29 protein-coding genes and 1 pseudogene are annotated in these 24,138 nt (G+C 73.1%); 11 read left to right on the top strand and 19 right to left on the bottom strand.

What is annotated here, in order from left to right; all coding sequences use genetic code 11:
* From ACK4YQ_RS17580 to ACK4YQ_RS17570, 3 genes and pseudogenes are all read left to right on the top strand, one after another.
* A pseudogene (locus tag ACK4YQ_RS17580) lies at positions 1–239 on the top strand (hypothetical protein); the annotation flags it as partial.
* Positions 240–316: 77 nt separating this feature from the next.
* Positions 317–3,118 (top strand): ATP-dependent DNA helicase, encoded by a 2,802-nt coding sequence (locus tag ACK4YQ_RS17575; protein WP_409613135.1) that lies wholly within the window; start codon positions 317–319, stop codon positions 3,116–3,118.
* Positions 3,119–3,192: 74 nt separating this feature from the next.
* Positions 3,193–3,603, top strand: coding sequence for a hypothetical protein (locus ACK4YQ_RS17570; RefSeq protein WP_409613133.1), 411 nt, complete (start codon positions 3,193–3,195; stop codon positions 3,601–3,603).
* Positions 3,604–3,666: 63 nt separating this feature from the next.
* Here ACK4YQ_RS17570 and ACK4YQ_RS17565 read toward each other — a convergent pair whose 3' ends face one another.
* From ACK4YQ_RS17565 to ACK4YQ_RS17530, 8 genes are all read right to left on the bottom strand, one after another.
* Positions 3,667–4,812, bottom strand: a complete 1,146-nt coding sequence (locus ACK4YQ_RS17565) for a glutathione S-transferase family protein (protein ID WP_409613131.1) — start codon at positions 4,810–4,812, stop codon at positions 3,667–3,669.
* An 84-nt stretch (positions 4,813–4,896) separates the two neighbouring features.
* A complete protein-coding gene (locus ACK4YQ_RS17560) occupies positions 4,897–5,790 on the bottom strand; it encodes a DMT family transporter (protein WP_409613129.1) in 894 nt (297 codons plus the stop codon).
* Positions 5,791–5,948: 158 nt separating this feature from the next.
* Complete coding sequence (locus ACK4YQ_RS17555) at positions 5,949–6,371, bottom strand: SRPBCC domain-containing protein (protein WP_409613127.1); 423 nt, start codon at positions 6,369–6,371, stop codon at positions 5,949–5,951.
* On the bottom strand, positions 6,368–6,709 hold the full coding sequence (locus ACK4YQ_RS17550) for an ArsR/SmtB family transcription factor (RefSeq protein ID WP_409613125.1): 342 nt from the start codon (positions 6,707–6,709) through the stop codon (positions 6,368–6,370). The genes ACK4YQ_RS17555 and ACK4YQ_RS17550 overlap by 4 nt, the downstream gene beginning before the upstream one ends.
* A gap of 75 nt (positions 6,710–6,784) precedes the next feature.
* A complete protein-coding gene (locus ACK4YQ_RS17545) occupies positions 6,785–7,717 on the bottom strand; it encodes a prephenate/arogenate dehydrogenase family protein (protein WP_409613124.1) in 933 nt (310 codons plus the stop codon).
* A 4-nt stretch (positions 7,718–7,721) separates the two neighbouring features.
* A complete protein-coding gene (gene hisC, locus ACK4YQ_RS17540) occupies positions 7,722–8,849 on the bottom strand; it encodes a histidinol-phosphate transaminase (RefSeq protein ID WP_409613122.1) in 1,128 nt (375 codons plus the stop codon).
* A 30-nt stretch (positions 8,850–8,879) separates the two neighbouring features.
* Entirely contained in the window at positions 8,880–9,686 is an 807-nt protein-coding gene (locus tag ACK4YQ_RS17535; protein WP_409613120.1) for a chorismate mutase, read from the bottom strand.
* Between the two features lie 89 nt (positions 9,687–9,775).
* On the bottom strand, positions 9,776–10,810 hold the full coding sequence (locus ACK4YQ_RS17530) for a DUF2125 domain-containing protein (protein ID WP_409613119.1): 1,035 nt from the start codon (positions 10,808–10,810) through the stop codon (positions 9,776–9,778).
* A 27-nt stretch (positions 10,811–10,837) separates the two neighbouring features.
* Here ACK4YQ_RS17530 and ACK4YQ_RS17525 point away from each other — a divergent pair, with 27 nt between their 5' ends.
* From ACK4YQ_RS17525 to ACK4YQ_RS17510, 4 genes are all read left to right on the top strand, one after another.
* On the top strand, positions 10,838–11,386 hold the full coding sequence (locus tag ACK4YQ_RS17525; protein WP_409613141.1) for a gamma-glutamylcyclotransferase: 549 nt from the start codon (positions 10,838–10,840) through the stop codon (positions 11,384–11,386).
* 80 nt (positions 11,387–11,466) lie between these two features.
* Positions 11,467–11,736 (top strand): hypothetical protein, encoded by a 270-nt coding sequence (locus tag ACK4YQ_RS17520; RefSeq protein ID WP_409613117.1) that lies wholly within the window; start codon positions 11,467–11,469, stop codon positions 11,734–11,736.
* Between the two features lie 9 nt (positions 11,737–11,745).
* A complete protein-coding gene (locus ACK4YQ_RS17515) occupies positions 11,746–12,252 on the top strand; it encodes a DUF421 domain-containing protein (protein WP_409613115.1) in 507 nt (168 codons plus the stop codon).
* Positions 12,231–12,743, top strand: coding sequence for a DUF421 domain-containing protein (locus tag ACK4YQ_RS17510; protein ID WP_409613113.1), 513 nt, complete (start codon positions 12,231–12,233; stop codon positions 12,741–12,743). The genes ACK4YQ_RS17515 and ACK4YQ_RS17510 overlap by 22 nt, the downstream gene beginning before the upstream one ends.
* Before the next feature lie 3 nt (positions 12,744–12,746).
* On the opposite strand, the gene ACK4YQ_RS17505 is transcribed toward ACK4YQ_RS17510, so the two are convergent.
* The 4 genes from ACK4YQ_RS17505 to ftsE are packed head-to-tail and all read right to left on the bottom strand — an operon-like array spanning position 12,747 to position 15,691.
* Entirely contained in the window at positions 12,747–13,454 is a 708-nt protein-coding gene (locus tag ACK4YQ_RS17505) for a lysophospholipid acyltransferase family protein (RefSeq protein WP_409613111.1), read from the bottom strand.
* A complete protein-coding gene (locus ACK4YQ_RS17500) occupies positions 13,451–14,071 on the bottom strand; it encodes a YdcF family protein (RefSeq protein ID WP_409613109.1) in 621 nt (206 codons plus the stop codon). Before ACK4YQ_RS17500 ends, ACK4YQ_RS17505 begins: the two co-directional genes overlap by 4 nt.
* A complete protein-coding gene (locus ACK4YQ_RS17495; protein ID WP_409613108.1) occupies positions 14,068–14,961 on the bottom strand; it encodes a cell division protein FtsX in 894 nt (297 codons plus the stop codon). The genes ACK4YQ_RS17500 and ACK4YQ_RS17495 overlap by 4 nt, the downstream gene beginning before the upstream one ends.
* Positions 14,962–14,974: 13 nt before the next feature.
* Positions 14,975–15,691 (bottom strand): cell division ATP-binding protein FtsE, encoded by a 717-nt coding sequence (gene ftsE, locus ACK4YQ_RS17490; RefSeq protein WP_409613106.1) that lies wholly within the window; start codon positions 15,689–15,691, stop codon positions 14,975–14,977.
* Between the two features lie 56 nt (positions 15,692–15,747).
* On the opposite strand from ftsE, the gene ACK4YQ_RS17485 reads away from it, so the two are divergent.
* Genes ACK4YQ_RS17485 through ACK4YQ_RS17475 form a run of 3 tightly spaced genes read left to right on the top strand, consistent with a single transcriptional unit; the run spans position 15,748 to position 17,669 of the window.
* The gene (locus ACK4YQ_RS17485) at positions 15,748–16,638 is read left to right on the top strand and encodes a DUF3426 domain-containing protein (protein WP_409613104.1); all 891 of its coding nucleotides are present in this window, start codon (positions 15,748–15,750) and stop codon (positions 16,636–16,638) included.
* Positions 16,631–17,158 (top strand): phosphoribosyltransferase, encoded by a 528-nt coding sequence (locus ACK4YQ_RS17480; RefSeq protein ID WP_409613103.1) that lies wholly within the window; start codon positions 16,631–16,633, stop codon positions 17,156–17,158. The genes ACK4YQ_RS17485 and ACK4YQ_RS17480 overlap by 8 nt, the downstream gene beginning before the upstream one ends.
* Positions 17,159–17,162: 4 nt before the next feature.
* Positions 17,163–17,669, top strand: coding sequence for a 2'-5' RNA ligase family protein (locus ACK4YQ_RS17475; RefSeq protein WP_409613102.1), 507 nt, complete (start codon positions 17,163–17,165; stop codon positions 17,667–17,669).
* Here ACK4YQ_RS17475 and lysA read toward each other — a convergent pair.
* From lysA to argH, 3 genes are read right to left on the bottom strand one after another with little or no spacing between them, the layout of a single operon-like run.
* Positions 17,666–18,949, bottom strand: coding sequence for a diaminopimelate decarboxylase (gene lysA / locus ACK4YQ_RS17470; RefSeq protein ID WP_409613100.1), 1,284 nt, complete (start codon positions 18,947–18,949; stop codon positions 17,666–17,668). The two genes, ACK4YQ_RS17475 and lysA, sit on opposite strands and share 4 nt — an antisense overlap.
* Complete coding sequence (locus ACK4YQ_RS17465; RefSeq protein WP_409613098.1) at positions 18,949–19,257, bottom strand: hypothetical protein; 309 nt, start codon at positions 19,255–19,257, stop codon at positions 18,949–18,951. Before ACK4YQ_RS17465 ends, lysA begins: the two co-directional genes overlap by 1 nt.
* Complete coding sequence (argH, locus tag ACK4YQ_RS17460) at positions 19,254–20,690, bottom strand: argininosuccinate lyase (RefSeq protein ID WP_409613096.1); 1,437 nt, start codon at positions 20,688–20,690, stop codon at positions 19,254–19,256. Before argH ends, ACK4YQ_RS17465 begins: the two co-directional genes overlap by 4 nt.
* Between argH and ACK4YQ_RS17455 the strand changes: the two genes are divergently transcribed.
* Positions 20,691–21,311, top strand: a complete 621-nt coding sequence (locus ACK4YQ_RS17455; RefSeq protein ID WP_409613094.1) for a TlpA family protein disulfide reductase — start codon at positions 20,691–20,693, stop codon at positions 21,309–21,311. It begins immediately after the preceding gene.
* A 72-nt stretch (positions 21,312–21,383) separates the two neighbouring features.
* On the opposite strand, the gene ACK4YQ_RS17450 is transcribed toward ACK4YQ_RS17455, so the two are convergent.
* From ACK4YQ_RS17450 to ACK4YQ_RS17435, 4 genes are all read right to left on the bottom strand, one after another.
* The gene (locus ACK4YQ_RS17450) at positions 21,384–21,803 is read right to left on the bottom strand and encodes a helix-turn-helix domain-containing protein (RefSeq protein ID WP_409613093.1); all 420 of its coding nucleotides are present in this window, start codon (positions 21,801–21,803) and stop codon (positions 21,384–21,386) included.
* Positions 21,804–22,037: 234 nt separating this feature from the next.
* On the bottom strand, positions 22,038–22,811 hold the full coding sequence (locus ACK4YQ_RS17445; protein ID WP_409613092.1) for an SDR family NAD(P)-dependent oxidoreductase: 774 nt from the start codon (positions 22,809–22,811) through the stop codon (positions 22,038–22,040).
* Positions 22,812–22,821: 10 nt separating this feature from the next.
* Positions 22,822–23,559 carry an SDR family NAD(P)-dependent oxidoreductase gene (locus tag ACK4YQ_RS17440; protein WP_409613090.1) on the bottom strand — a complete coding sequence of 246 codons (738 nt, stop codon included), beginning with the start codon at positions 23,557–23,559 and terminating at the stop codon, positions 22,822–22,824.
* Between the two features lie 88 nt (positions 23,560–23,647).
* Positions 23,648–24,130 carry a hypothetical protein gene (locus ACK4YQ_RS17435; protein WP_409613089.1) on the bottom strand — a complete coding sequence of 161 codons (483 nt, stop codon included), beginning with the start codon at positions 24,128–24,130 and terminating at the stop codon, positions 23,648–23,650.
* Between the last annotated feature and the right edge of the window lie 8 nt (positions 24,131–24,138).

Genomic DNA, 24,138 nt, shown 5'->3' with positions numbered 1-24,138 from the left:
AGGTCGCCCCGCCGCCGCGCCTGGACCCGCCGCCAGCCCCGCCGCCGCCGGACATGGCGGAGGCCGTCAGCCCGACCGGGGCCGTCGCGGCCGCCCCGCAGCCCGCCGCGCCGCCCGAGCCGCCGATCGAGCCCAAACCTCCCGCCTCGCCGGTGGAGCGGTTCCTGCGCTGGCTGATGGATCTGTGGTGGGGCTTCTGGACCTGGCTGGGCTCGCTGTTCCAGGGCGCTGAGTTCTAGGGCGCTGATCTGGGGCGAGCCGCCGCAGGACCCATGTTCCTGTTTCGTTTCGAGAGGGAGTCGGCTAGCAAGGCGGGGTGAACGCCGAAGTCCCCACGATCGCCCTGGCGCCGGCCCTGGTGGTGCTGCCCGGACCGCGCGCGGCGGTGGCCGACGCCGCCGGCGGACAGGCGGTGCGCGCGCCGGACGCCCGAGATCTTTTCGAGCGGGGGCCGGCGCTGGTGGCTCATGCGGCCATGACGGCGCGGCGGCTGGGGCTGAACGTCCCGCCGCGGAGCCCGCGCCTGTTCGACGCCCTGGAGCTCTTCGCCTTCGTGCGGCCGGCGCAGTTCTGCGCGCCCTCGGCGGCGGGGCTGGCCCTGGCGCTGGGCCTGGCCGAGCCGCGCGGGGCGGCGGCGCAGGCGCAGGCCCTGCGGGAGGCGTGCGAACGGCTTCTGCAGGAGCTGGCCGCGGCGCCGCAGCCGAGCCGCGAGGAGGCCCTGGCGATCGCCGAGACCCTGGCGCGGGGAGGCTGGGCCTGGGGGCCGGCGGCGATCGGCGCCCTGCGCGCCGCGCCGGCAGGCAACGCCTTCCGCGGTTCGGGCCTGGACGTGTGGACCCGGGTCGCCGAGTGGGAGGACGCCGCCCCGCCGGGGGAGGCCGGCTCCAAGCCGATCAGCCCCGAGGGCGCGGCCGGGCGGCTGAAGGAGCTGCTGCACCGGGCGGGGCTGGACGAGGCGCGGCCGGCGCAGGCCGAGTTCGCCGCCGAGGCCGCCTTCGCCTTCCAGCCCCGCGAGCGTGAGGGCGAGCCGCGGATGATGCTGGCCGAGGCGGGCACCGGGGTGGGCAAGACCCTGGGCTACCTGGCGCCGGCCTCCCTGTGGGCCGAGGCGAACGGGCCGGCGGTGTGGGTGTCCACCTACACCCGCGCCCTGCAGCGGCAGATCGAGCGGGAGAGCCAGTCGATCTTCCCGGACCCCAAGGTGCGGGCGAAGAAGGCGGTCGTCCGCAAGGGGCGGGAGAACTATCTGTGCCTCCTGAATTTCCAGGAGGCGGCCAACGGCGCACAGCTCGGCGCCGGAGACCTGGTGGGACTGGGGCTGACCGCCCGCTGGATCCGCGCCACCCGGGACGGGGACATGACCGGCGGCGACTTCCCGGCGTGGCTGGCGGGGCTGTTCGCCGTGGCCCCCGCCGCCCAGGCGAGCGCGGCCAACCTGGTGGACCGCCGGGGGGAATGCATCCACGCCGGCTGCCCGCACTATCGCGCCTGTTTCGTGGTGAAGGCGATCCGCGGGTCGCGGCGGGCCGATCTGGTGATCGCCAACCACGCCCTGGTGCTGACCCAGGCGGCGTTCGACGGGGCGCGGGCGGCGCGGGGCTCCAAGGCCGACGCGGAGACCACCCAGCTCAAGCGGATCGTCTTCGACGAGGGACACCACCTGTTCGACGCCGCCGACAACGCCTTTTCGGCGGCGCTGTCCGGGGCGGAGGCGGCGGAGCTGCGCCGCTGGATCCGCGGCCCGGAAGGGCGCGGGCGGCGCGGGCGCGGCCTGGAGGCGCGGCTGCTGGACGTGCTGGGCGACCGGGACGAGGCGCGCCAGGCGCTGCTGGACGCCATCCGCGCGGCGGCGGCCCTGCCGGGGGAAGGCTGGAGCGGCCGCATCGCCCCGCCGAACGGGGAGGTCAATCCGATCGGGCCGCTGGAGGCCTTCCTGGTGGCGGTGATCGAACAGCTTCGCGCCCGCTCCTCGGCCTCGGAGATCGGCATGGAATGCGCCGCGCGCCCGGCGCTGGACCTGGTGCGCGACACCGCCCGGGACGCGGCCACGGCGCTGGCCAAGGTGGAGGCGCCGCTGCTGGCGCTGGCCCGCCACCTGGAGGACGTGCTGGACGAGGACGCCGCGGTGCTGGCGCCCGGCGACCGGGCGCGGATCGAGGGGGCGCTGCGGGGCCTGGACCGGCGGGCGCGGATGATGCTGCCGGCCTGGCGCTCGATGCTGAAGGCGATCGACGAGGACGCCGAGGACGACCCGGACTTCGTCGACTGGTTCGACGCCACCTTCCTCTACGGCCGGGTGGTGGACGCCGCTTGCCGCCGCCACTGGGTCGACCCGACCGAGCCGCTGACGAATGCGGTGATCGCCCCCTCGCACGGGGTGCTGGTGACCAGCGCCACCCTGGCCGATTCCACCCTGGCCGACCCGTTCGCCCTGGCCGAGATGCGGACCGGGGCGGCGCGCCTGCCGGACCGGCCCAAGACGCTTCGCCTGGCCTCGCCCTTCGACTACGCGGCCAACGCCCGGGCGATCGTGGTGACGGACGTGGGCCGGGATGATGCGCGCCAGGTGGCGGCGGCGATGCGCGAGCTGTTCCTGGCCGCCGGCGGCGGGGGGCTTGGCCTGTTCACCGCGATCCGCCGGCTGCGGGCGGTGCACGAGCGGATCGCCGCGCCGCTGGCCGACAAGGGCCTGGCGCTCTACGCCCAGCACGTGGACCCGCTGGAGGTGGGGGCGCTGGTGGACATCTTCCGAGCCGAGGAGGACGCCTGCCTCTTGGGCACCGACGCGGTGCGCGACGGGGTGGACGTGCCGGGGCGCTCGCTTCGCCTGCTGGTGTTCGACCGCGCGCCCTGGCCGCGGCCGGACATCCTGCACAAGGCGCGCCGGGGCCGCTTCGGCGGCAAGTCTTACGACGACGCCATCGCCCGCGCCCGGATCGCCCAGGCGTTCGGGCGGCTGATCCGGCGGGCCGACGACCGGGGGGTGTTCGTGATGCTGGACGCCGCCTCCCCGACGCGGCTGTTCTCCGGCCTGCCGGAGGGGGTGCAGGTGGAGCGCATGGGCCTGGTCGACGCGATCGAGGCGGTGTCGGCCTTCCTGCCGGCCGGGCGGGGCTGACGGCGGATTCGGAACCGGCGCCGCCGCATTCCGTTCTGCCACGGTCGTCGGGGGCAGATGCGGAGGAGAGCGTAATGACCCGTCAGGACGATTATCCGGAAGACCGTACGCGGCCGGCGGCGCCGCCGCCGCGGTCCGAATCCCACGCCGGCTGGTGGGTGGCCGGCCTTGTCGGCATTGTGGCGATCATCGCCGTGGTGTTCATGGTCACCAGCAACCGCGGGAACCAGGACGACCTGATGGCCGCCCGCGAGGCCGGCCGCGCCGAGGCGATGATCGACAACGCCGCCGACAACGCCCAGGACTTCGCCCAGCAGGCCCAGCGGTCGTCGGAAGAAGCCGCGTCCGCCATGGCCGACGCGGCGGGCGACGCTGGCGACACTGTGGGCGACGCGGCCGACCAGACCGCCGACACCGCCCAGTCGGCGGCCGCCAACGCCGGCGACGCGGCCGAGAACGCCAGCGACCGCGTGACCAACCCCTAAGGGGGAAGGTCTCCCGCCCACGGCGTCATCCCCGCGACTGCGGCGGGGATGACGCCGTGCGGGCTAGCCCCAGACCTCCAGGTGGCCCCGGCGCTCGACGCGCCGGCTGACCCGCAGGGAAAGGAGGGGCGACAGGCCCGTCTCGTCCAGGAGGGCGGTCATCGCCCGCCGGTCCTCGGCGCCGGCGGCCTCGACGAGGTCCTGGACCTTCTGCAGGAGGTAGATGCGGTAGGGCATGACGCCCACGCGAATCTCGACGCCCCGCCAGGTGAAGCTGGTCTGGCCGATGGCGCGGTCCTGGGGCCGCGGCAGGCCGTTGGTCCCCGGCGCAATGTCGGGGTGCTCGGCGAGCCAGCGGTTGGCGTAGGCGACATAGGCCTCGACCTCGGGCAGATAGTCGTCGGCCACGAAGCGCAGCAGGGCCTTCAGCGTGTCCGGCACGGCGTCGCCCGCGAAGAGCTCGGGCGGCGGGCAGCCGTATTCGCCGGCGTCCTGGTCGGCGGCGTTCATCCGCTCGGTCCAGCGCCAGACGCGGAAGGCGGTCTGCTTCATGAGCTGGGCCGGATAGGGGTCGCGCGCCAGGTGGGCGTAGAGCGGGGCGACGAGGCCGTAGTCGCCGATCGTCGGCCGCCCGCCCAGAAGATAGGGCGAGCCGGCCAGGTGCGCCTCGAACAGGGCCAGGAACTCGGCATAGGCCGCCTCCACCGCCGGAATGCTCTCCGGCGAGACCCCGAAGCTCGCCATCGCCTTGCGCATGCGGCCGGCGGCCATTTCGAAGACGGCGGCCTGGTCGGCCGGGCTGGCGCCGGTCGGAGCGAGGGCGGCGGGGAAGTCCCGCGACAGGAACGCGCGGTTGGTCTCGTCGAAGTTCCAGCGGTAGTGCATCGCCGGGCGCAGCAGGCCCTCGCCGCCGAACAGCTCGAAGACCTGGCCGATCAGGCGGTGGCGCGGGGTGGCGGGATAGGCCGGCAGGCGGGCCGCGCCCCTGGCCTCGAAGTGGGCGATGATCTCCGAGCCGTCCTGAACCAGGTCGCCGTCGGGGCCCTCCAGCACCGGGATGATCCAGCGCTGGATCTTCGGCACGATCTCGGCGCGGAAGCGCGCCTCGCCGGCGGCCCGGTTCTCGAAGGGGATGTGCTGCTTGATGAGGTAGCTGCGGGCCTTGCCGGTGTAGAGCGAGCCGGGCGTGCCGTAGAGGCGGTAGGTCATGGCGTTCGGTCGGAGTGTCCCTAATGAGGATGAAGACCTAGCGCGTCGCGGCCCGGCCATGAAGCGCCGATCCGAGGGGCGAGGTCACGCCGGGGTGGGCGGGGACTTGGCGAGGTCGTCCGGGGGCGCGTCCCTTTCGCCGAGGGCGACGACGCAGCTTCCAGCGATGATCAGGACGCCGCCGGCCACGAGGGCGGGGGTGAGGCGGTCGCCGAAAGCCACGACGCCGATGGACGCCCCCATCAGGGGCTCCATGTTGATGAAGACCCCGGCGCTGGCGCTGCCCAGGTGCGAGGCGCCGAACTGCCAGGCGGCGGTGGCGACGAGGGTGGCCAGCACGCCCTGGCCGACGATAGCGGCCCAGACCGGCAGGCTGAGGTCCAGGCGCGGCGGGCCGTGCATGACCAGGGCTATGGGCAGGATCGCCAGGGCGGCGATCACCACCGTGACCGCCGGCGTCGCCATTGGGGTGGGCCCCGGCGGCGCGCGGCGCAGCACCAGGAGCCAGGCCAGGAAGATGAACAGGGCGCCGATGGACATGGCCACGCCCACCGGCGAGCCGGCGTCCCCCGGTCGTCCGGCGATGAGCACGGCGCCGAAGGTGGCGGCGGCGACCCCGGCCATGGAGGCGCGGGTGACGGTCTCGCCCAGCAGCTTGGCGGCGACCGCGATCAGGGCCGGCATCACCCCCACCAGCAGGGCCGCCAGGGTGACGTTGACGTGCTTGAGGGCCTCGAACTGGACCATGAAGGCCACGCCGTAGAGCACCCCGGCGGCGATCACCGGCGGCGAGCGGAAGAGGGCGCGGGTCTCCGCCCGCCGAAGGGCGAAGGGCAGAGCGGCCAGCGCCGCCACGGCGAAGCGCAGCAGCACCATGTGGGCGGCTTCGGTCTCGGCGAGGATCAGCTTGCCGAGGGGAAAGCCGAGCCCCCAGAAGGCCCCCGCCATGATCAGGGCCAGAACGGCGATACGCTTCATGAGGACTCCTGCCGACCCGGCGGCAGGCGACTAGCAGGCCGCCGGTCCGGAGGGAACGGGGGGTGTGCACGATCCTGTCAGCAACCGCGCCTCAGTCCGCGGCGGCCTTGGCCATGGGCGGCTTTCCGGGCGGTTTCGCCGCGCCTAGAAGCCTGCGCTCAGGCCAGGGCGTCCGCCAGAGCCTGCAGCAGCTTCGTCCAGCCCGCGGCGGTCTGCTCGCGCCAGGCCTGCGGCACGTTCTCGTGCATCAGCAGCAGTTCGCAGGCCTCCCCGTGGGGGGTGATCTCGACGGTCACGCGGGTGAAGGTGGGATCGAAGGCCGGCACGCCGAAGGCGAACACCAGGCGGCGCGGGCGTTCGATCTCCAGGTACTCGCCGACGTGCTCGATCTCCTCGGTCCCGCGCCGGTCGACCATGACGAAGCGGCCGCCGACCCGCGGGTCGATCTCGCAGCGCACGATTTCGCTGTCGGCGGTGGTGAACAGCCATCGCCGTGCCGTCTCGGGGACCAGCCAGGCGTCGAAGACGCGCTCGGCAGGGAAGGGCAGGCGCCGGGCGATGCGCAGGACGGGGTCGGTCATGTCAGCTCCTTTCGGGCGGCGTCTTCGGCGTGGAGGACGGCTTCCAGGGCGTCCAGGCTGCGCGTCCACATGGCCCTTTGCCGGGCGATCCACTCGCCGGCTTCGTCCAGGGGCGCGGGATTGAGCGCCAGATAGTGCTCGCGGCCGGCGCGGCGGCGGCGGACCAGATCGGCCCGCTCCAGCACCCGGATGTGCTTGGAGACCGCGTTCAGGCTGATGTCGAAGGGATGGGCCAGGTCGGTGACCCGCGCCTCGCCCGCCGACAGCCGCTGCAGGATGGCCCGGCGGGTCGGGTCGGCGAGGGCGGCCAGGGTGTGGTCAAGGGGCTGTGGCGTCACGGCGTCGCTCTTATTCAACCAAATGGTTGAATATAAGGGGCGGAGACGCAGGTCAAGTCCGGCGGTCGACGCCCTTCAGTGCTTGTCGCGGTCGCGGCCGAAGTTCGGTTCGGCGCTTTCCTGGCCGGCGGCGATGACCCCGCGGCGGATCTCGCGGGTGCGGCTGAACAGTACGTGCAGCTTGTCGCCCTCGCCCCAGCGGATGGCGCGCGAGAGGGCCTGAAGGTCCTCGGTGAAGCGGCCCAGGATCTCCAGCACCGCGTCCTTGTTGGCCAGGAAGATGTCGCGCCACATGGTGGGGTCGGAGGCGGCGATGCGGGTGAAGTCACGAAAGCCGCCGGCCGAATACTTCATCACCTCGGCCTGGGTGACCTCCTCCAGATCGGCCGCGGTGCCGACGATGTTGTAGGCGATCAGGTGGGGCAGGTGGCTGGTGACGGCCAGCACCAGGTCGTGGTGCTTCTCGTCCATCACCTCGACGTTGGCCCCGAGGGCCGTCCAGAATGCGCGCAGGCGGGCCAGGGCCGCCTGATAGGCCTCGTCCTCGCGGGCCTGGGGCGTCAGGATGATCCACCGCTTCTGGAAGAGCTCGGCGAAGCCGGCGTCGGGGCCGGACTGCTCGGTGCCGGCGATCGGGTGGCCGGGGATGACGTGAACGCTGTCGGGAAGGGCGCCGGCCAGCGCCTCGGCGACGGCGGCCTTGACCGAGCCGACGTCGGTGACGGTGGCGCCCGGCTTGACGGCGGCGGCGGCCTTGCGGGCGGCCTCGCCCATGGTCAGCACCGGCACGGCGAAGACCACCAGGTCGGCGTCGGCCACCGCCTCGGCCACGTCGCCGGTGACGTGTTCGGCCAGGCCCAGGGCGTGGACGCGCTTGAGCACCTCGGGGCTCAGGTCGGCGACCGCCACCTCGCCCACCACGCCCGCCTGACGTGCGGCGCGGATCAGCGAGGAGCCGATCAGGCCGCAGCCGATCACGGCCATCTTCGGATAGATCGCCCCCGTCACGTCCTCAGCCCCTCATGAACTCGGTGAGCGCCTCGACCACGGCGCGGTTGTGGGCCTCGAGCCCGACGGTGATGCGCAGGTGGTCCGGCAGGCCGTAGCCGGCCACGCCGCGCACGATCAGGCCCCGGCGCTCGAGGAAGGCGGCGGCCTCGGCGGCGGTCCTGCCGGGCGTGGCCGGAAAGCCGACCAGGACGAAGTTGGCGGCGGAGGGCACGGGCTCCAGGCCCAGCCCCCCGAGCTGCTGGGCGAGCCAGGGCCGCCATCGGGCCATCAGCTCCAGCGAGCGGGCCTGGAAGTCCTCGTCGGACAGGGCGGCGACGGCGGCGAGCTGGGCCGGGACGCTGACGTTGAACGGCAGGCGGATGCGGTCCAGGGCGTCAGCGACCGCGGCCGGGGCGTACGCCCAGCCCACGCGCAGGGCGGCCAGACCGTGCAGCTTGGAGAAGGTGCGGGTGATCACGACGTTTTCGGCCGTGCGCGCCAGGTCCATGCCATCCTCGAAGGCCGGATCGTCGACGAACTCGGCGTAGGCGCCGTCGAGCACCAGCACGACGCTGGGCGGCAGGGCGGCGTGCAGGCGGCGCACCGCTTCGCCGTCGATGTAGGTGCCGGTCGGATTGCCGGGGTTGGCCACGAAGACCACCCGGGTCCGCTCGTCGACCAGCGCCAGGAGCTCGTCCACGTCGATCCGGTAGCCGGGCTCCGGGGCCATGCGCACCTCAGCCTGGCAGGCGCGCGCGCCGATGGCGTAGGCGCCGAAGCCGTAGCGGCCCTGGACGATGTTGTCCCCCGGCTCCAGGAAGGCCTGGTTGACGAGCTGGAAGATCTCGTCCGAGCCGCAGCCGAACACCAGCCGCTCCGGCTCCAGGCGGAAGCGGGCGGCGATCGCCTCGCGCAGGGGCGTGGCGCGGCCGTCGGGATAGACGTGCAGGCTGTCGGCCGCCTCGGCGAACGCGGCCCGGGCCAGCGGGCTGGAGCCGAGGACGTTCTCGTTGGCGGACAGTTTCAGGGGTTCGGCGACACCCTCGACGCGGGCCTTGCCCGGCACGTAGGGGGCGATGTCGAGCACGCCCGGCTTGGGCGTGGGGCGCGCGGCGTGGGCGCGGTCGGGAAGGTCGGCGGCGTCTGGCATCGGCTCACAACGACGTTGGAGCCCCGCGTCTTACACGTCGAAGGGCGCGGGCGCAGCCCCGATGACGCCGGAAAGCCGCCCGGGGGCGCGGGCCAGGCGCTCGTCCTCGGGCTGATAGTAGCCGGCCAGGGAGAAGAGCTTCAGCCCTCCCGCGTCGGCGACCAGCTCGGCGGCGGCGCCGTCCCGGGCGAGGGCGGCCACCACCGCGGCCGCGGGGCCGGGGGCGTCGGTGACCCAGAAGGTGACGTCGGACCCGGTGGGCTCGACCTCGACCTCGGCCACGGCCAGGGCGGAGGTCGGTCCCCAGGCGGCCAGGCACGGCAGGGCGGCGAACACCTTCAATCGCGGCTCAGCCAGGAGCCGGCCCCACCAGGGGGAGTCGCTGGCCAGGGCCAGCACCGCCACCCCGCCCAGGGTGCGGGCCGCGGCCAGGGCGTCTTCGGGCCGGGCGGCCATCTTCAGCGGCGGGGCGACCCCGAAGCGCAGGCGCGCGCCGTCCACCGCGCGGACCGGGTCGCGGCCCCCGAAGACGGTGATGTGGAACGGCCCCTGGCGCGACAGGCTGTCGGCGATCAGCTCGCGCCAGATGCGCACCACCAGGCCCGCGGGCGCGGCCTGGCGCGCCGTGCCGATGAGGCGGCGCAGGAGCTGCGTCTCGCGGCCGGGGCGCAGGCCGAACTTGCCGCCGTCGCCGGCCGCGGCCTTGGCGGCGGCGACCTGGCGGGCCAGACCGGCGCGCTCGTCCACCAGGGCCAGCATGGCGCTGTCGATGGCGTCGATGCGGGCGCGCACCTCGTCCAGCGACGGCGCGGCGGACTTGGGATCGGCGTCGGCCATTCTGTTCCCCGAAACGAAGGCAAGGCGCTTAGGTCATTGCGAAGGTCGGTGCAATAGTCCGGCGGACCGCAAGAAAGTTGCGCCGGAAACTAGTAGACGCGCGGCGCCGGGCCGAGGGCGACCGGCCCGAGGGTCGTGCGCCCGGCCTGGAAGACCAGGTCCGCCCGGGCTTCGCTCCCGCCGGCCTGCCGCGCAGCGATGACGGCGGCGGCGGCCTCGGCGGTCTCGGGTGGGATCGCGCCCGTCCGCGCCAGGGCCGAGAGCGCCGCCGGGGCGCGGCGCAGTTCCACCGCCAGGGCCCCGCGCAGGCGCCCGTCGGGGCCGAGGGTCAGGGCGCCGGACTGGACGTTGAGCGCCGCCTCGCCGGCGGAAAGCCCGCCCTGGCGGACGGTGACGCCGCCGCCGGAGAGGCTCCAGGCGCGGGCGGCCGCGGCCCAGTCCTCGCCACGGAACCCGCTCATGCCGGACAGGACGGAATCCCAGACCAGCGAGACCGGCTTGTCGTCGGCCAGGATCCCCAGGAGGCGGCCGGGGGCAGCCCGGCCGCCGTCGACCCGCAGGAGCACCGCGCCCTGGTCGTCGGGGCCGGCGCGCAGGTGCAGCTCTATCTTCTCGGCGGCGGCAAGGGCGAAGGTGGCGGCGCCCGGGGCCGGGACGAAGGCGACCTTGGCCGCCTCGAACGAGAAGCTTGGCGGGCGGGCGTCCAGCTTGCCCAGGCTGGCGCGGATCACCTCGCCGGTCAGGGTCACCCCGCCGCCGCTGGGGCGGAAGACGGTCAGGCCCTGGGGCGCGGCCATCACCCAGTGGCCGAGGCCGTGCAGGAAGGACTCGGCCTCGAGCCGCGGGGCGGCGAGGCCCCAGCCGGAGGGGTCGCGCACCTGCGGCTCCTCGAGCACCACGAAGAGGCGGAACGGATAGCCGGCGATGCGGCTGGATTTCCAGGAGACCTCGTAGCCGGAATCCCGCAGGCCCTGGGCGGCGGCCTCCAGGCCGTTGGCCGTGCGCTGGCGGGCCAGGAGCCAGAAGCCGCTCCAGACGAGCACCACCACCAGGGCGACGGCGAAGGGGGCGTAGAGGCCGATGCGGCTGTGTTTGCGGGCGGGGGCGGGATCGGGCACAGACATGGAGCGAGTGACTTGGGCTTCTTGGGGCTGGGCGTGACGGCGGACGAGCGTTGGGTGTTCGGCTACGGGTCGCTGATGTGGCGTCCGGGGTTTCCCTACGAGGAGCGGCGGGCGGCCACCCTACACGGGCGCCGGCGCGCATTCTGCATCTATTCGGTCCATCACCGCGGCACCTATCAGCGGCCGGGGCTGGTGCTGGGGCTGGCGCCGGGGGGCGCGACCCGGGGCATGGCCTATCGCGTGGCCGAGGCCGACTGGGACGAGACCTACGCTTATCTGCGCGAGCGCGAGCAGCCGACCGAGACCTATGTGGAGACGGCCCGCTTCGTGCGCCTGGCCGACGGGCGACGGCCGCAGGCGCTGGTGTTCGTGTCCGACACCGCCCATCCGCAGTGGGCCGGGGACCTGTCGCTGGAGCGGCAGGCCGAGCTGATCGCCGGGGCGGTGGGGCTGTCCGGACGCAACGTCGACTATCTGCGCGACCTCGTCGCCCACCTGCGCCACGACGGGGTGCGCGACCAGGCCATGGAGCGGCTGCTGGCGATGGTCGAGGCGCGGGAGCTGGCCGGGGGCTAGGGGCGCCCCGCCGGAGAGGGAACCGCCCCGGCCCCGGCCTGTTGTCGGAGGGACCCCGTAAACCGATCCGGAGGCGCCCCATGGCCCAGTCCCCTTCCGTCTACCTGAACCACGCCGACGTCGCCGACCTGCAGTCGCTGGCTGCCATCGGCGCCAAGGCGCGGGCCGTGGCCGAGAACCGGCCCTACTCCGACTGGTCCGAGCTGAAGCGAGCGGGGCTCGACCAGGACGCGATCAACGCCCTGAAGAGCCAGGGGGTGGAGCTGGGCGAACCGGCCGAGGGACCGGTGGGCGAGCCGGGCAGCGGCGGCAGCGCCGCCTCGCCTGCGGGCAACCTCGGACGCGCCTGACACCCGGCGATGTCGCCGCAGGCGATCTTCGACGGCTGGGACGGGATCGTCCGCGTGCTGGTGATCACGCCGGCCGCCTATGCGGCCCTGGTGCTGGTGCTGAGGCTGTCCGGCAAGCGCACCCTGGCCAAGCTGAACGCCTTCGACCTGGTGGTGACCATCGCCATCGGCTCGACCCTGGCCTCGATCATCACCAGCAAGAGCCTAGCCCTTGCCGAAGGGCTGGCGGCCCTTGGCCTGCTTGTGGCGCTGCAGTTCGTGGTCACCGCCGCCTCGGTGCGCTGGCCGGCGGTGAACCGCGCGGTGAAGGCGAATCCCTCGCTGCTGGTGCGCGACGGCGAGGCCCTGACCGGCGCCATGCGCCGCCAGCGGATCACCCGTGACGAGCTGTTGGCCGCCGCCCGCCAAGCCGGCTCTGAACGGCTGGAGGACGTGCAGGCGATCTACCTGGAGAGCGACGGCACCCTGACGGCGCTGGTCGGGCCGAGGGCGGGATGGACACGCTCCACGCGCTGATCGGCTGGCAGGGCGAGAGCATCGGCCTTTCGCAGATGCTGCTGCGGGCCAGCCTGATCTTCCTGATCGGGCTCGTCCTGGCGCGGCTGGCCGCCTCGCGCGCGTTCGGCAAGTGGAGCCCGCTCGACATCGTGCTGGCGGTGGTCGTCGGCTCCAACCTCAGCCGGGCGATGACCGGCGGCGCGCCGTTCCTGCCGACGGTGGCGGCCACCGCCCTGCTGATCCTGCTGCACGCCCTGCTGGCGCGGCTCGCCGTGCGCTGGCCGAGGTTCGGACGGCTGATCAAGGGCCATGCGGTGCAGATCGTCGCCGACGGCGAGCCGGACCCGGACGCCATGCGCCAGGCCGGCATCGGCCACCGCGACCTGGAGATGGCGATCCGCAACGCCGGGCACGCCGGGCTGAAGGAGATCCGGTCGGCCTGGCTGGAGCGGAACGGCGACATCACCGTCGTGGCGAGGAGCGGCGTGGGGACCGTCGCCGACGACTGAGGCTCAGAGCGGCAGCAGCCTGGCCGAGGCGGTCTCGATGCGCTCTTCCAGGAGGCGCATGAACTCGGCGCGCTTGAGGCCGGGGGGGATCGGCTCGAGGTATTCGAAGACGATGGTCCCCGACTTGCGCAGGAAGCCGTGGCGCGGCCAGTGGACGCCGGAGTTGGTGGCCACCGGGCAGACCGGCACGTCGAGCTCGCGGTAGAGGGCGGCGATGCCGGGCTTGTAGTCGCCGGCCACGCCCGGCTCGCCGCGGGTGCCTTCGGGGAAGATCACCACCTGGCGGCGCTCGGCGAAGCGCTCCTTGGCCTCGCGCACCAGCTTCTTGAGGGCCGCCGCGTGGCCGTCGCGGTCGACGACGATGGTGTGCACCTTGCGGGCGTACCAGCCGAACCACGGAATCCAGGTGAGCTCCTTCTTCATGACGAAGCAGGTGCGCGGCAGCCAGGCGAACTGGGCGAAGACGTCGAACATGCACTGGTGCTTGGGCGCGACCAGGGCCGCGCCCTGCGGAATGTGCTCGGTCCCGCGGACCTCGACCCGGACCCCGCAGCAGACGCGCAGCAGGACGATGATGCCCCGGCTCCACAGCTCGAACATGCGCAGGATCCAGTCGCCCGGGCCCAGCAGCAGGGGCGTGCACAGGATCGCGACCGCCGCGGACCACAGGTAGAACAGCAGCACGAAGACGAAGGAGCGAACGGCGATCACGACGAGCCTTTCCGGGGAGGCGCCTCGTCCTTGGGCCCCAGCCCCAGCACCGCCTCCCGTCCGAGGATCGCCAGATACTTGGAATACTCCACGATCAGCAAGCGCGCGCCGCGCCCGGTGCGCCACCACCGGTGGGCGTCGAACGAGGACGTGGCCACAGGATAGGGGGTCAGGCGGGCCTCGGGCATGGTCGCGCCCAGCTCCAGCATCGCCCGCGGCATGTGGTAGTCGGCGGTGACGACGATCAGGTCCGAAAAGCGCATGGCCTCAGCCCACTCGGCCGTCTCGCGGGCGTTGCCCAGGGTGGTGGCGGCGGTGAACCCTAGGTCGACGCAGCAGTCGTAGAGCCGGCGGACTGCGCCGCCGAGGGCGCGGACCTCCTCCCGGGTGACCTCGCGGTTGACGCCGGAGACGAGCACGCGCTTGGCCTTGCCGTCTTCCAGCAGGCGGACGGCCGCGGCGATCCGCTCGGCCGAGCCCGCGCCGGTGAGCGCCACGGCGCCGTCGGCCGGAGCCGGCTCGGCCGCAGGGGTCGACTGGGCGATGCGGTCGGCGAAGGCGAACAGGCCCGCGGCCCAGATCACCGCCAGGACGACCAGCGCCGCGATGCTCCTCATGCCATCTCCCGGATCAGCGCCGCGGCGGTCAGGCGCGCGGCTACGGCGGCCACCAGCGCCGCCGCCAGCGGGCAGGGCAGGACGGCCAGGAGGTCGATCCAGTGGACCGGCAGGACCGGCGTCAGCCCCTCGCCCCCGCCGATGAGGCGCAGGATGGCGCCCATGATCGCCGCTGCGCCCGCGCCGAACAAGCCCGCCACGGCCGCGGTGCGCGCGAAGCGGGCCTGGAACAGCTGGGCGATGAAGGCGTCCTCGGCCCCCGTCAGATGCAGGGTCTCGACCACGTCGCGGCGGGCGGCGAGGCCGGCGCGGGTGGCGAAGGCCACCACCGCCGCGGCCGTGGCGGCGATCAGCAGGAACACCCCGAGGCCGAACCAGCGGGTGAGGCCCGCGGCGCGGCGGATGTCGCTGATCCACATGCTGTGGTCGTCGACCACGGCGTCTATGCCGGCGGCCTTGAGGGCGCGGTCCAGGCCGGCGGCGGTGGCCGGCGCCTTGGGGTCGAGGGTCACGGCCACCAGGCGCGGGACCGGCAAGTCCTCAAGGTCGACGTTGGAGCCGAGCCAGGGGGAGATCAGGGCCTCGGCCTTGGCCCGCTCCAGGGCGCGGGCCTCGCTGACGCCTGGCGCCCCGGCCAGCGCCTCCGCGGCGCGGGCGGCGGCGCTGTCGGGGCTTTCGGCGCCCTTGGGCCGGATGATGACGGTGGCCTCGCCGGAGAGGTCGTCAGCCCAGCCGCGGGCGGCGCGGTCGGAGGCCAGCACCCCCAAGGCCGTCAGGCATGCGAGGAAGCAGAGCACCGCCACCACAAAGGTGAGGGCGCCGTCATGGGCGTCGGTCTCCGGCAGGAAGGGGGCGGGCCGCCACCGCCCCGGGTCGAAGATCTCGCTCATCGTCCAGGCCCGTTCACGTCCGCGGCGCCACCCGGGCCAGGCGGCCGCGGTCCAGGTGCAGCACCGGCATGCCCGAGCGGGCGACCAGGTCCTGGTCGTGGGTGGCGATCACCACGGTGGTCCCCATGCGGTTGAGCTCGACGAACAGGCGCAGGATGCGCAGGGCCATGTCGTGGTCAACGTTGCCGGTGGGCTCGTCGGCCAGGAGGATGTCGGGACGGGCGACCACGGCGCGGGCGATGGCCAGGCGCTGCTTCTCGCCGCCGGCCAGGGTGGGCGGCATGGCGTGCATGCGGCTCTTGAGGCCCACCCAGGTAAGCAGCTCGGCCACGTCGTGGCGATAGCTCTCCGGCCGCATCCCGGCGATACGCAGGGGCAGGGCGACGTTGTCGAAGGCCGACAGGTGGTCGAGCAGGCGGAACTCCTGGAACACTACGCCGATGCGGCGGCGCATGAACGGCCGGTCCTGGGGCGAGACCTGGGCGACGTCCTGGCCGAACAGGTGGACGACGCCGCGAGACGGGCGGGCGGCCAGGTACATCAGCTTCAAGAGCGAGCTCTTGCCGGCCCCCGAGGGGCCGGTGATGAAATGGAACGAGCCGTGCGGCAGGGCGAAGTTCAGGTGCTTCAGGGTCTCCGGCCCGCGGCCGTAGCGCATCGACACGTCATCGAAGCGGACGACGGCGGAATCGGCGTCCGGGCCGCCTGAAGAGAGTGGTTTTCTGGACATGGAGACCGAAATCGGCGACCTCGGTAGGGGGAGCCTGGAGCGTCCGATTCGTCTTCATGATACTGACCTGTCCCGAGTGCGCCACCAGCTATTTCGTGGACGAATCCAAGATTCCTCCCGAGGGCCGGTTGGTGAAATGCGCCGCCTGCGGCGCGCGCTGGACCGCGCATCCGGAGCCTGAGCCGCAGGCCGAGCCGGAGCCCGCCTTCGAACTGGAGGAACCGGCCGAGGCGGCCGCGCCGGAGATCGAGCCGGCTGAGGCGGCGGTGGAGGACGAGCCGGCGCTGACCGGCGAGGACCTGCCCAAGGTCTTCCGGGCCAAGGCCGACGAGAGCCGGAGGGTGCGCGAGGCGGCGGCCACCGGCGTCGTCTGGGCCGGCATGGCCGCCAGCGTGGCGGTGCTGATCGCGCTCGCCATCGTGTTCCGGGTGGACGTGGTGCGGCTGTGGCCGCGCACGGCGGGCGCCTACGCCAGCGTCGGCCTGCCGGTGAACAGCCTGGGGCTGACCATCGAGGGCGTGCGGGCCGAGCCGTCGCTGCAGGAGGGACACGCGGCGCTATCGGTGTCGGGCATGATCCGCAACATCGAGGGCCGGGCGATCGTCACCCCGCCGCTGCGCATCAGTCTCTTGGGCAAGGACGGTAAGCCGCTGGCGACGAAGATCGCGCGGGCGGCGGACCCGCGGATCCCGCCAGGGGAGACGCGCCATTTCGCCCTGGTGATGCTGGATCCGCCGGCCACGGCCAGCGAGCTGGAGATCGCCTTCGCCCCCGATGCTCCCGCCCACGGCGCGGCGACCGCCCCCAAGGCCAAGGCGGCCCACGCCGCGCCGGAACTGCGCGGCCCGGCCGAGCCCGCCGCGCCGGCCCACGCGCCTGCGCCCGAGCCGGTGGAGGCCCAGCCGCTGGAAATGGAAACCCCCTACACCCTGGACGGCCATGAGTGAGGCCGCCCCTCAGGTGCTGCTGGACGAGGCCGAGGTTGCAAGCCGGGTGCAGGCCCTGGCCGGCGAGATCGCGCCGCGGATCGACGATGAGACGGTCTGCGTCTGCCTGCTGACCGGGGGGCTGTGGTTCGCCTCGGACCTGACGCGGGCGCTGGCGCGGACCGGACGCAACGTGCGCTTCGACGCCCTGTGGCTGGCCTCCTACGGCGACGAGCGGGCGAGCCTGGGCCGCTGCGAGGTGCGGGCCGACCTGCAACGCCCCCTGGCCGGGCGCAAGGCCCTGATCGTCGACGACGTGATCGACACCGGCCTGTCGCTGAGCGAGGCGGCGCGGCTGGTGCGCGACGCCGGGGCGGCGGAGGTGCTGACGGCGGTCTTCGCCGCCAAGCCGTGGCCCACGCCCCGGGCGATCGAGCCGGACTTCACCGCCTGGCGGGCGCCGGCCCGCTACCTCGTCGGCTACGGCATGGACGCCGGCGGGCGGCTGCGGGGCCTGCCCTACATCGGGGCGCTGGACTAGGGCGATGGAGACCGGGCTGGTCCTCGCCCTGCCGGGCCTCGACCCCGCCCTGAGGCGCTGGCGCAAGCACGATCCGGCCGCGCGGGCGGGGATGCCGGCGCACGTGACCCTGATCTATCCGTTCATGGACAGCCGCGCGGTGGACGAGATCGCCCGGGCGCGGATGCGCGGGGCGCTGACGCCGTTCGGGCCGATCGAGCTGCGCTTCGAGCGGCTGGGCGGCTTTCCGGGCGGTGTCTGGCTGGAGCCGGCCGAGCCCGGGCCGATCGTGCGGCTGATCGAGGCGCTGGCGGCGGCGTTTCCCGACCATCCGCCCTATGGCGGCGCCTATGAGACCGTCATCCCGCACCTGACCATCGCCCAGGGGCCGGCGGCGCTGGTCGCCCGCATGGGGCGCGAGGCGCCCAAGGCCCTGCCGCTGAGCGCACGGGCCGAGGCGGTGAGCCTCTATGGCCGCTCGGACGACGGCTGGATCCCGCTGGAAAGCTTCGCCCTGGTCGGGCGCGGCTAGAGCCAGGGAGCGGGGCGTTCGCGGGCGAGCATGTCCTCGTAGGTCGGGCGGGGCCGCACCACGGCGTAGCCGGAGTCCTTGACCAGCACCTCGGGGACCAGGAGCCGCGAGTTGTACTCGCTGGCCATGGCCGCGCCGTAGGCCCCCGCGCTCATGAAGGCCACCAGGTCGCCGCCGTCCAGGGGCGGCAGGGCGCGGTCGCGGGTGAAGGTGTCGCCGGTCTCGCAGACCGGTCCGACCACGTCGTAGACGAGGGGTTCGCCGTCCCGCGGCCGCACGGGGCGGATATCGTGGAAGGCGTCGTACATGGCCGGGCGGATCAGGTCGTTCATGGCCGCGTCCAGCACCAGGAAGCGGCGGCCCTCGGGGCGCACATGGACATGGGTGACCTTGGCCACCAGGACCCCGGCGTTGGCCGCGATCACCCGGCCGGGCTCGAAGGCGAAGGCGACGTCGAGGCCGTTCATCACCCGGGCGATCATGGCGGCGTAGTCGGCCGGCGAGGGCGGCGTCGGCTGGTTGAAATAGGGCACCCCGAGGCCGCCGCCGAGGTCGAGGCGCTCGACGTGGAGGCCCTCGCCGCGCAGGCGCTCGACAAGGCCGCGCATCTTGGCGAAGGCGGCTTCCATGGGGGCCAGATCGGTGATCTGGCTGCCGATGTGGCAGGCCACGCCGACCGGGCGCAGGCCCGCGTCGTTGGAGGCCTTGGCGTAGAGCCGCTCGGCCTCGGCGAAGGAGACGCCGAACTTGTTCTCGCTCTTGCCGGTGGCGATCTTGGCGTGGCCCCCGGCCGCCACGTCGGGATTGACGCGGATGGCGACGGCGGCGCGCACGCCGAGGTCGCGGGCGACGCGCGAGACGGTCTGCAGCTCCGGCTCGGATTCCACATTGATCTCGGCCACCCCGTCGCGCAGGGCGAAGGCGATCTCGGCGTCCGTCTTGCCGACACCGGAGAAGACGATCTTCTCGGGCGGCACGCCGGCGGCCAGGGCGCGGCGGATCTCGCCCTCGGACACGGTGTCGGCGCCGGCGCCCAGGCGGGCCAGGGTGCGCAGCACCGCCACGTTGGAGTTGGCCTTGACCGCGAAGGCGATCAGCGGGTCGCCGCCGCGCTCGCCCCTGACGCCGGCCGCGACCAGGGCGTCGCGCAGCACAAGGAAGTGCCGCTCAAGGGTCGCGGTGGAATAGACGTAGACGGGGGTGCCCACCTCGTCGGCGATACGGGCGAGGGGGACGTCCTCGCAGTAGAGCTCGTCCCCCCGGTACTCGAAGTGATCCATCAGCGCGGGTTCGCGTAGGGATCGGGAAGGGCGCCCTGGGGCGCGGGCGCCGTGGGGCTGGGCGAGGCGCCCTCGATCGGCAGGGTGCGGGGCGGTGCGGGGTCGCTGTAGCGCTGGCGCTGGTCGATCGTGTTCACCGGCCGGTTCGGGTCCTGCGCCTGGCGGGCGCTTTCGTCGGCGCCCTTGGTGGTGTTGCGGCCGGCGCCGAACAGCGGGCCGGGGCGCTCCAGCTCGCCCATCTTGCCGCAGGCGGCCAGGGAGGTCCCGGCGAGGAGCAGGGCGGCGAGCGCGAGGGGACGAAGGGTCATTGCAGGATCTCCTTCCAGCGCGCGGCCTGCGCGCGGACCTGTTCGGGGGCGGTTCCGCCATAGCTCATGCGGCTGGCGACCGAGGCGGCGGGCGTCAGCACCTGATAGACGCCCTGATCGATGCGCGGCTCAAGGGCCTTCAGCTCGTCCAGGGACAGTTCGGAGAGGTCGCAGCCCAGAGCCTCGGCCCGCTTGACCGCCGCGCCGGTCACGTGGTGGGCGTCGCGGAAGGGCATGCCGAGCTCGCGCACCAGCCAGTCGGCCAGGTCGGTGGCGGTGGAGAAGCCGGCGCCGGCGGCGGCGGCCATGGGGCCGGGCTGCGGGGTCAGGTCCGCGACCATGCCGGCCATGGCGGCGAGGCTCAGCTCCAGGGCGTCGAAAGCCTCGAACGTGGGAACCTTGTCCTCCTGCATGTCCTTGGAATAGGCGAGCGGCAGGCCCTTCATCACCACCGCCAGCTGGGTGAAGGAGGCCAGCATCCGTCCGGCCTTGGCGCGGATCAGCTCGGCCGCGTCCGGGTTCTTCTTCTGCGGCATGATCGAAGAGCCGGTGGTGAAGGCGTCCGAGAGCCTGATGAAGCCGAACTGCGGCGTCATCCACACGACGATCTCCTCGGCCAGGCGCGACAGGTGCGTGGCGCAGATGGCGCCGGCGGCCAGGGCCTCCAGGGCGAAGTCGCGGGAGGACACGCTGTCGAGGGAATTGGCGGTGGGCCGGGCGAAGCCGAGGGCCTCGGCGGTCATGTGGCGGTCGATCGGGAAGGGTGAGCCGGCCAGGGCCGCCGCGCCGAGCGGGCACTCGTTCATCCGCTCGCGGGCGTCGGCGAAGCGCGAGGCGTCGCGGCCGAACATTTCGACATAGGCCATCACATGGTGGCCGAAGGTCACGGGCTGGGCCGGCTGCAGATGGGTGAAGCCGGGCATCAGGGTGTCGGCGTGGGCCTCGGCCTGGGCCACCAGCGCCCGCTGCAGGGCGCGGATCTGCCCGACCGTGCGCTCGCAGGCGTCGCGCACCCACAGGCGGAAGTCGAGGGCCACCTGGTCGTTGCGGGAGCGGGCGGTGTGCAGCCGCCCCGCCGTGGGCCCGATCAGCTCGCGCAGACGGGCCTCCACGTTCATATGGATGTCTTCGTATTCGTCGCGGAAGGGGAAGGTCCCGGCGGCCATCTCCCCGGCGATCGTCGCAAGGCCCTTCTGGATCAGCGCCTCGTCTTCGCTTGAAATCACGCCCGTCTTGCACAACATCGCCGCGTGCGCGCGCGACCCGGCCAGGTCCTGGGCGGCGAGGCGCCGGTCGAAGCCGATGGAGACGTTGATCGCCTGCATCAGCTCGGCGGGCTTGGCGGAGAAGCGGCCGCCCCACATGGCTTGACCCTGGGTCTGCGCCTCGGATGGTCCCGGCGCGGCGGGGGCGTTTACGGAGTCGTCGGACATATGAGCGAGCACCCTACGGCGAAACCCAGGCCTGACCTGCTGAAGTGGGGGCTCTGGGGCGGCGCCCTGCTGGGCGTCGCGGCGGTTGTCTACATCATCGCCCAGGCTTCGACCAATCCCGGACGGGGGGGCGATCTGAAGGCCCTGGCCAAGGGCGAGATGTCGAAGCTGTCGTTCCCGGCCGAGGCGGCCGCACCGCCGGCGACGAGCTTCGTCAACGACAAGGGCGAGCGCCTGCGCCTGGCGGACCTGCGGGGCAAGGTGCTGGTGGTCAACGTCTGGGCCACCTGGTGCGCGCCCTGCCAGATCGAGATGCCGACCCTGGCCAAGCTGGCCGCCGAATACGAGGGCAAGCCGGTCGAGGTGATGGCGATCAGCATCGACAAGGGCGAGGACGACCAGGCCAAGGCCCGCGCCTTCATCGCCAAGAACGCGCCCCTGAAGTTCTACCTGGACCCCTCGGCGAAGCTGCCGTTCGACCTGAAGCCGGCGGCCATGGGAATGCCGACCACGGTGATCTACGGCGCCGACGGGGTGGAGAAGGCGCGGCTGGCGGGCGAGGCCGACTGGTCCACGCCCGAGGCCAAGGCGGTGATCGACAAGGTGCTGGCCGAAGAGTGAGCCCGCCCGGAAACGACGAAGGGCGCCGCCCCTGCCGGCGCGGCGCCCTTGGTCGGTTCGATGAGCTCGGGGTCAGGCGGCCGATTGCTTGGCCGGCGCCTCGGCGCGGCCGCCGCTGACGGCGCGCAGGAAGTTCACCAGGGTGGCGCGGCCTTCGGGCGAGAGGCGCTCATAGGCGGCCAGCAGCTCGAGGGCGCCGGGGGTGCGCATGCGGCTCAGGAGGTCGATGTCGGCGCCGCCCTCGTGGTCGGGGGTGTCCAGGACGTCGAGGAGGTCGACCACGCGGCAGCGCAGAGCGCGGGCGATCTGCACCAGCCGGGAGAAGGAGATGCGGTTGGCGCCGTTCTCGTACTTCTGGATCTGCTGGAAACTCACGTTGCACTGCTCGGCGAGGGCCTCCTGCGACATGCCGATGGTGCGACGCCGAATTCGGACGGCCGCACCGAGGGCGACGTCCATCGGGTCCGGCGTCTTGGTGGAGGTCTCGGACACTTCTGCAATTCTCCTTGTCGACCACTCGCCTTAGGGGCGAACGGCGTTCGATCAAACGCCGCTAAGTAACGGCCAGGGTTCAGTTGTGGAAAGCGCCACTTCGCCGCAGGCGGCGTGTTTGCCCAGATAACGCCGTTCTATCAACCGGGCATAGGGGTAAATTCGCCGTCGAGCGCATCCTGCGGTTGACTGCGGTGCAGCATGCCGGCGGAACGGGCCGCCAAAGCCTTGCGGCTAGGCGTTGCGGGCCATCAGCCCGCCGTCCACGGGAATCACGGCGCCGGTGATGTAGGAGGCGGCCGGCAGGCACAGGCTGAGGGTGACATGGGCCACCTCCTCCGGCGCGCCGTAGCGGCCCAGGGCCGTGCGCCGCTTGGCGTAGACCGCCTTCTGCTCGTCGGGAATGGCGTTGGTCATGCCGGTCAGGATCGGGCCGGGGCAGACGCAGTTGACGGTGATTCCCTCGCGGCCGAGCTCAACGGCCAGGGCGCGGGTGAGGCCGGTGACGCCGGCCTTGGCCGCCGCATAGGCGCTGTCGCGGGCGGTCGCGCCGAGGGCCTCGGTGGAGGCGATGTTGACGATGCGCGGCGCGGCGGATCGACGCAGATGCGGCAGGGCGGCGCGGATCACCCGCGGGTGGGCGGTCAGGAGCACGTCCAGGCAGCGGGCCCAGATCGTCTCGTAGTCGGCGGAATCGATCGCCGAGAACCCGGAGATCCCGGCGTTGTTGACGACCGCGTCGATGCCGCCGAAGCGGGCGGCGGCGGCCTCCACGACGGCGGCGACCTCGGCGGGGTCGGCGACGTCGAGCCTCCAGGCCTCGGCGCCGGCCCCGCCGGCCTTGAGGGCGCTCGCCACCGCCTGGGCGGCGGCGGCGTCGTAGTCGGTGACGGCCACGTTGGCGCCTTCGGCGGCGAAGACCTCGGCCGTGGCCCGGCCCATCCCGCTTCCCGCGCCCGTGATCAGGACGGTGAGGCCCCGGACGGAGCGGCTCAGGGGTTCGGTCATGGTCACGTCCTCAGGAAAGCGACAGGCCGCCGTCGACGATCAGGGTCTGACCGCAGACGTAGGCCGCCAGGGGCGAGGCCAGGAAGATCGCGGCCCCGGCCATGTCGGCGGGCAGGCCCATGCGGCCGACGGGAATGGCCCGCAGCGCCGCCTCGCGCCGCTGGGGGTGTTCGGTGGTGACCTTGGTGAGCTTGGTGTCGACGAGCCCCGGCGCCAGGCCGTTGACGCGGATCCCCTCCGGCGCCCAGGCCTCGCCCAGGGTCTTGGTCAGGCTGACCGCCCCGGCCTTGGACGCCGCATAGGCGGGGTTGCCGCGGTTGGACTGGAAGCCGGACACCGAGCTGACGATGATGATGGAGCCGCGGCTGGCGGCCAGCATCGGCTTGAAGCGGGCGGCGCAGGCCATGAGGCTGTCGAGGTTGACGGCCATCACGCGGTCCCAGCCCTCGCGCTCGAACTCGACCCGGCGGTAGGCCACGATCCCCTGGCTCAGCACCAGCACGTCCAGGGACTCGAAGGGCGGGGTCCAGGCGTCGATGGCGTCGCGGTCGGCGACATCGACCTGGTGGTAGGCTAGGCCGGACAGGTCGCAGCCCTCGGCCGGGTCGTAGTTGGCGGCGGATGGGCGCGTGCCCCAGACGTGAACCTGGGCGCCGCGCTGGCGGAAGCCGTGAGCGACGCCGTTGCCGATGCCGCTGGAGCCGCCGACGACGAGCACGGTCTGGCCTGTGAAGTCGGTGTCGCTCATGCGCCGCGTCCTGGATGTCCGTCCCTGGCGGGAGCTTGGCGCGGCCGACCCGCCGACCGCAAGATTCACCCTACGGCGCCTGCCGCCTTCAGGGGGCGAAGCTGGAGCGCGCCTGGATGCCCCAGTGGCCGTCGATCTTGGTGACGACGTACATGGAATCGAAGCCGCCGATGACGCTGCCGTCCTTGCGGTAGCGGGTGAAGCGGGTGTCGAAGTGGACCTTGTCCGGGCCGGCGTGGATCACCTCGCGCCGCTCCCAGGCCGAATGGTCCCACTCGGCCAGGGCGCCTTTGTCGAACATGCCGGGGTGGTGGTAGCCGGGCTCGATGATGGCGACCTTGCCCGAGGCGATGCGGATGCTCGGAAAGTTGAAGGTGGCCTCGAAGGCTTTCACGTCGCGGGCGTTGAATGCGGCCATGAAGTCGTCGAGGCACTTCATGGCGCCGGCGACGGCGTCGGTCTGTTCCGGGGTCATGGCGTTCTTCGCCTCGGCCGCCGCGCCCGCCGCCGGCAAGGTCGCGATCCCGATCGCCGCGGCCGCGCCGAACAGGGCGGTTCTGCGCCCGATCATGGCGTCCT

This window comes from Phenylobacterium sp., from assembly GCF_046291545.1.
Lineage (GTDB): Bacteria > Pseudomonadota > Alphaproteobacteria > Caulobacterales > Caulobacteraceae > Phenylobacterium.
This window is presented reverse-complemented; position numbering and strand designations above follow the sequence as displayed.

Bases quoted from the DNA above. Each gene is read 5' to 3' on its own strand.
- ACK4YQ_RS17570 (WP_409613133.1), top strand. From the start codon at position 3,193: ATGACCCGTCAGGACGATTATCCGGAAGACCGTACGCGGCCGGCGGCG.
- ACK4YQ_RS17565 (WP_409613131.1), bottom strand. From the start codon at position 4,812: ATGACCTACCGCCTCTACGGCACGCCCGGCTCGCTCTACACCGGCAAG.
- ACK4YQ_RS17560 (WP_409613129.1), bottom strand. From the start codon at position 5,790: ATGAAGCGTATCGCCGTTCTGGCCCTGATCATGGCGGGGGCCTTCTGG.
- ACK4YQ_RS17555 (WP_409613127.1), bottom strand. From the start codon at position 6,371: ATGACCGACCCCGTCCTGCGCATCGCCCGGCGCCTGCCCTTCCCTGCC.
- hisC (WP_409613122.1), bottom strand. From the start codon at position 8,849: ATGCCAGACGCCGCCGACCTTCCCGACCGCGCCCACGCCGCGCGCCCC.
- ACK4YQ_RS17535 (WP_409613120.1), bottom strand. From the start codon at position 9,686: ATGGCCGACGCCGATCCCAAGTCCGCCGCGCCGTCGCTGGACGAGGTG.
- ACK4YQ_RS17530 (WP_409613119.1), bottom strand. From the start codon at position 10,810: ATGTCTGTGCCCGATCCCGCCCCCGCCCGCAAACACAGCCGCATCGGC.
- ACK4YQ_RS17520 (WP_409613117.1), top strand. From the start codon at position 11,467: ATGGCCCAGTCCCCTTCCGTCTACCTGAACCACGCCGACGTCGCCGAC.
- ACK4YQ_RS17515 (WP_409613115.1), top strand. From the start codon at position 11,746: ATGTCGCCGCAGGCGATCTTCGACGGCTGGGACGGGATCGTCCGCGTG.
- ACK4YQ_RS17510 (WP_409613113.1), top strand. From the start codon at position 12,231: ATGGACACGCTCCACGCGCTGATCGGCTGGCAGGGCGAGAGCATCGGC.
- ACK4YQ_RS17500 (WP_409613109.1), bottom strand. From the start codon at position 14,071: ATGAGGAGCATCGCGGCGCTGGTCGTCCTGGCGGTGATCTGGGCCGCG.
- ACK4YQ_RS17495 (WP_409613108.1), bottom strand. From the start codon at position 14,961: ATGAGCGAGATCTTCGACCCGGGGCGGTGGCGGCCCGCCCCCTTCCTG.
- ftsE (WP_409613106.1), bottom strand. From the start codon at position 15,691: ATGTCCAGAAAACCACTCTCTTCAGGCGGCCCGGACGCCGATTCCGCC.
- ACK4YQ_RS17485 (WP_409613104.1), top strand. From the start codon at position 15,748: ATGATACTGACCTGTCCCGAGTGCGCCACCAGCTATTTCGTGGACGAA.
- ACK4YQ_RS17480 (WP_409613103.1), top strand. From the start codon at position 16,631: ATGAGTGAGGCCGCCCCTCAGGTGCTGCTGGACGAGGCCGAGGTTGCA.
- ACK4YQ_RS17475 (WP_409613102.1), top strand. From the start codon at position 17,163: ATGGAGACCGGGCTGGTCCTCGCCCTGCCGGGCCTCGACCCCGCCCTG.
- lysA (WP_409613100.1), bottom strand. From the start codon at position 18,949: ATGGATCACTTCGAGTACCGGGGGGACGAGCTCTACTGCGAGGACGTC.
- ACK4YQ_RS17465 (WP_409613098.1), bottom strand. From the start codon at position 19,257: ATGACCCTTCGTCCCCTCGCGCTCGCCGCCCTGCTCCTCGCCGGGACC.
- argH (WP_409613096.1), bottom strand. From the start codon at position 20,690: ATGTCCGACGACTCCGTAAACGCCCCCGCCGCGCCGGGACCATCCGAG.
- ACK4YQ_RS17455 (WP_409613094.1), top strand. From the start codon at position 20,691: ATGAGCGAGCACCCTACGGCGAAACCCAGGCCTGACCTGCTGAAGTGG.
- ACK4YQ_RS17445 (WP_409613092.1), bottom strand. From the start codon at position 22,811: ATGACCGAACCCCTGAGCCGCTCCGTCCGGGGCCTCACCGTCCTGATC.
- ACK4YQ_RS17440 (WP_409613090.1), bottom strand. From the start codon at position 23,559: ATGAGCGACACCGACTTCACAGGCCAGACCGTGCTCGTCGTCGGCGGC.
- ACK4YQ_RS17435 (WP_409613089.1), bottom strand. From the start codon at position 24,130: ATGATCGGGCGCAGAACCGCCCTGTTCGGCGCGGCCGCGGCGATCGGG.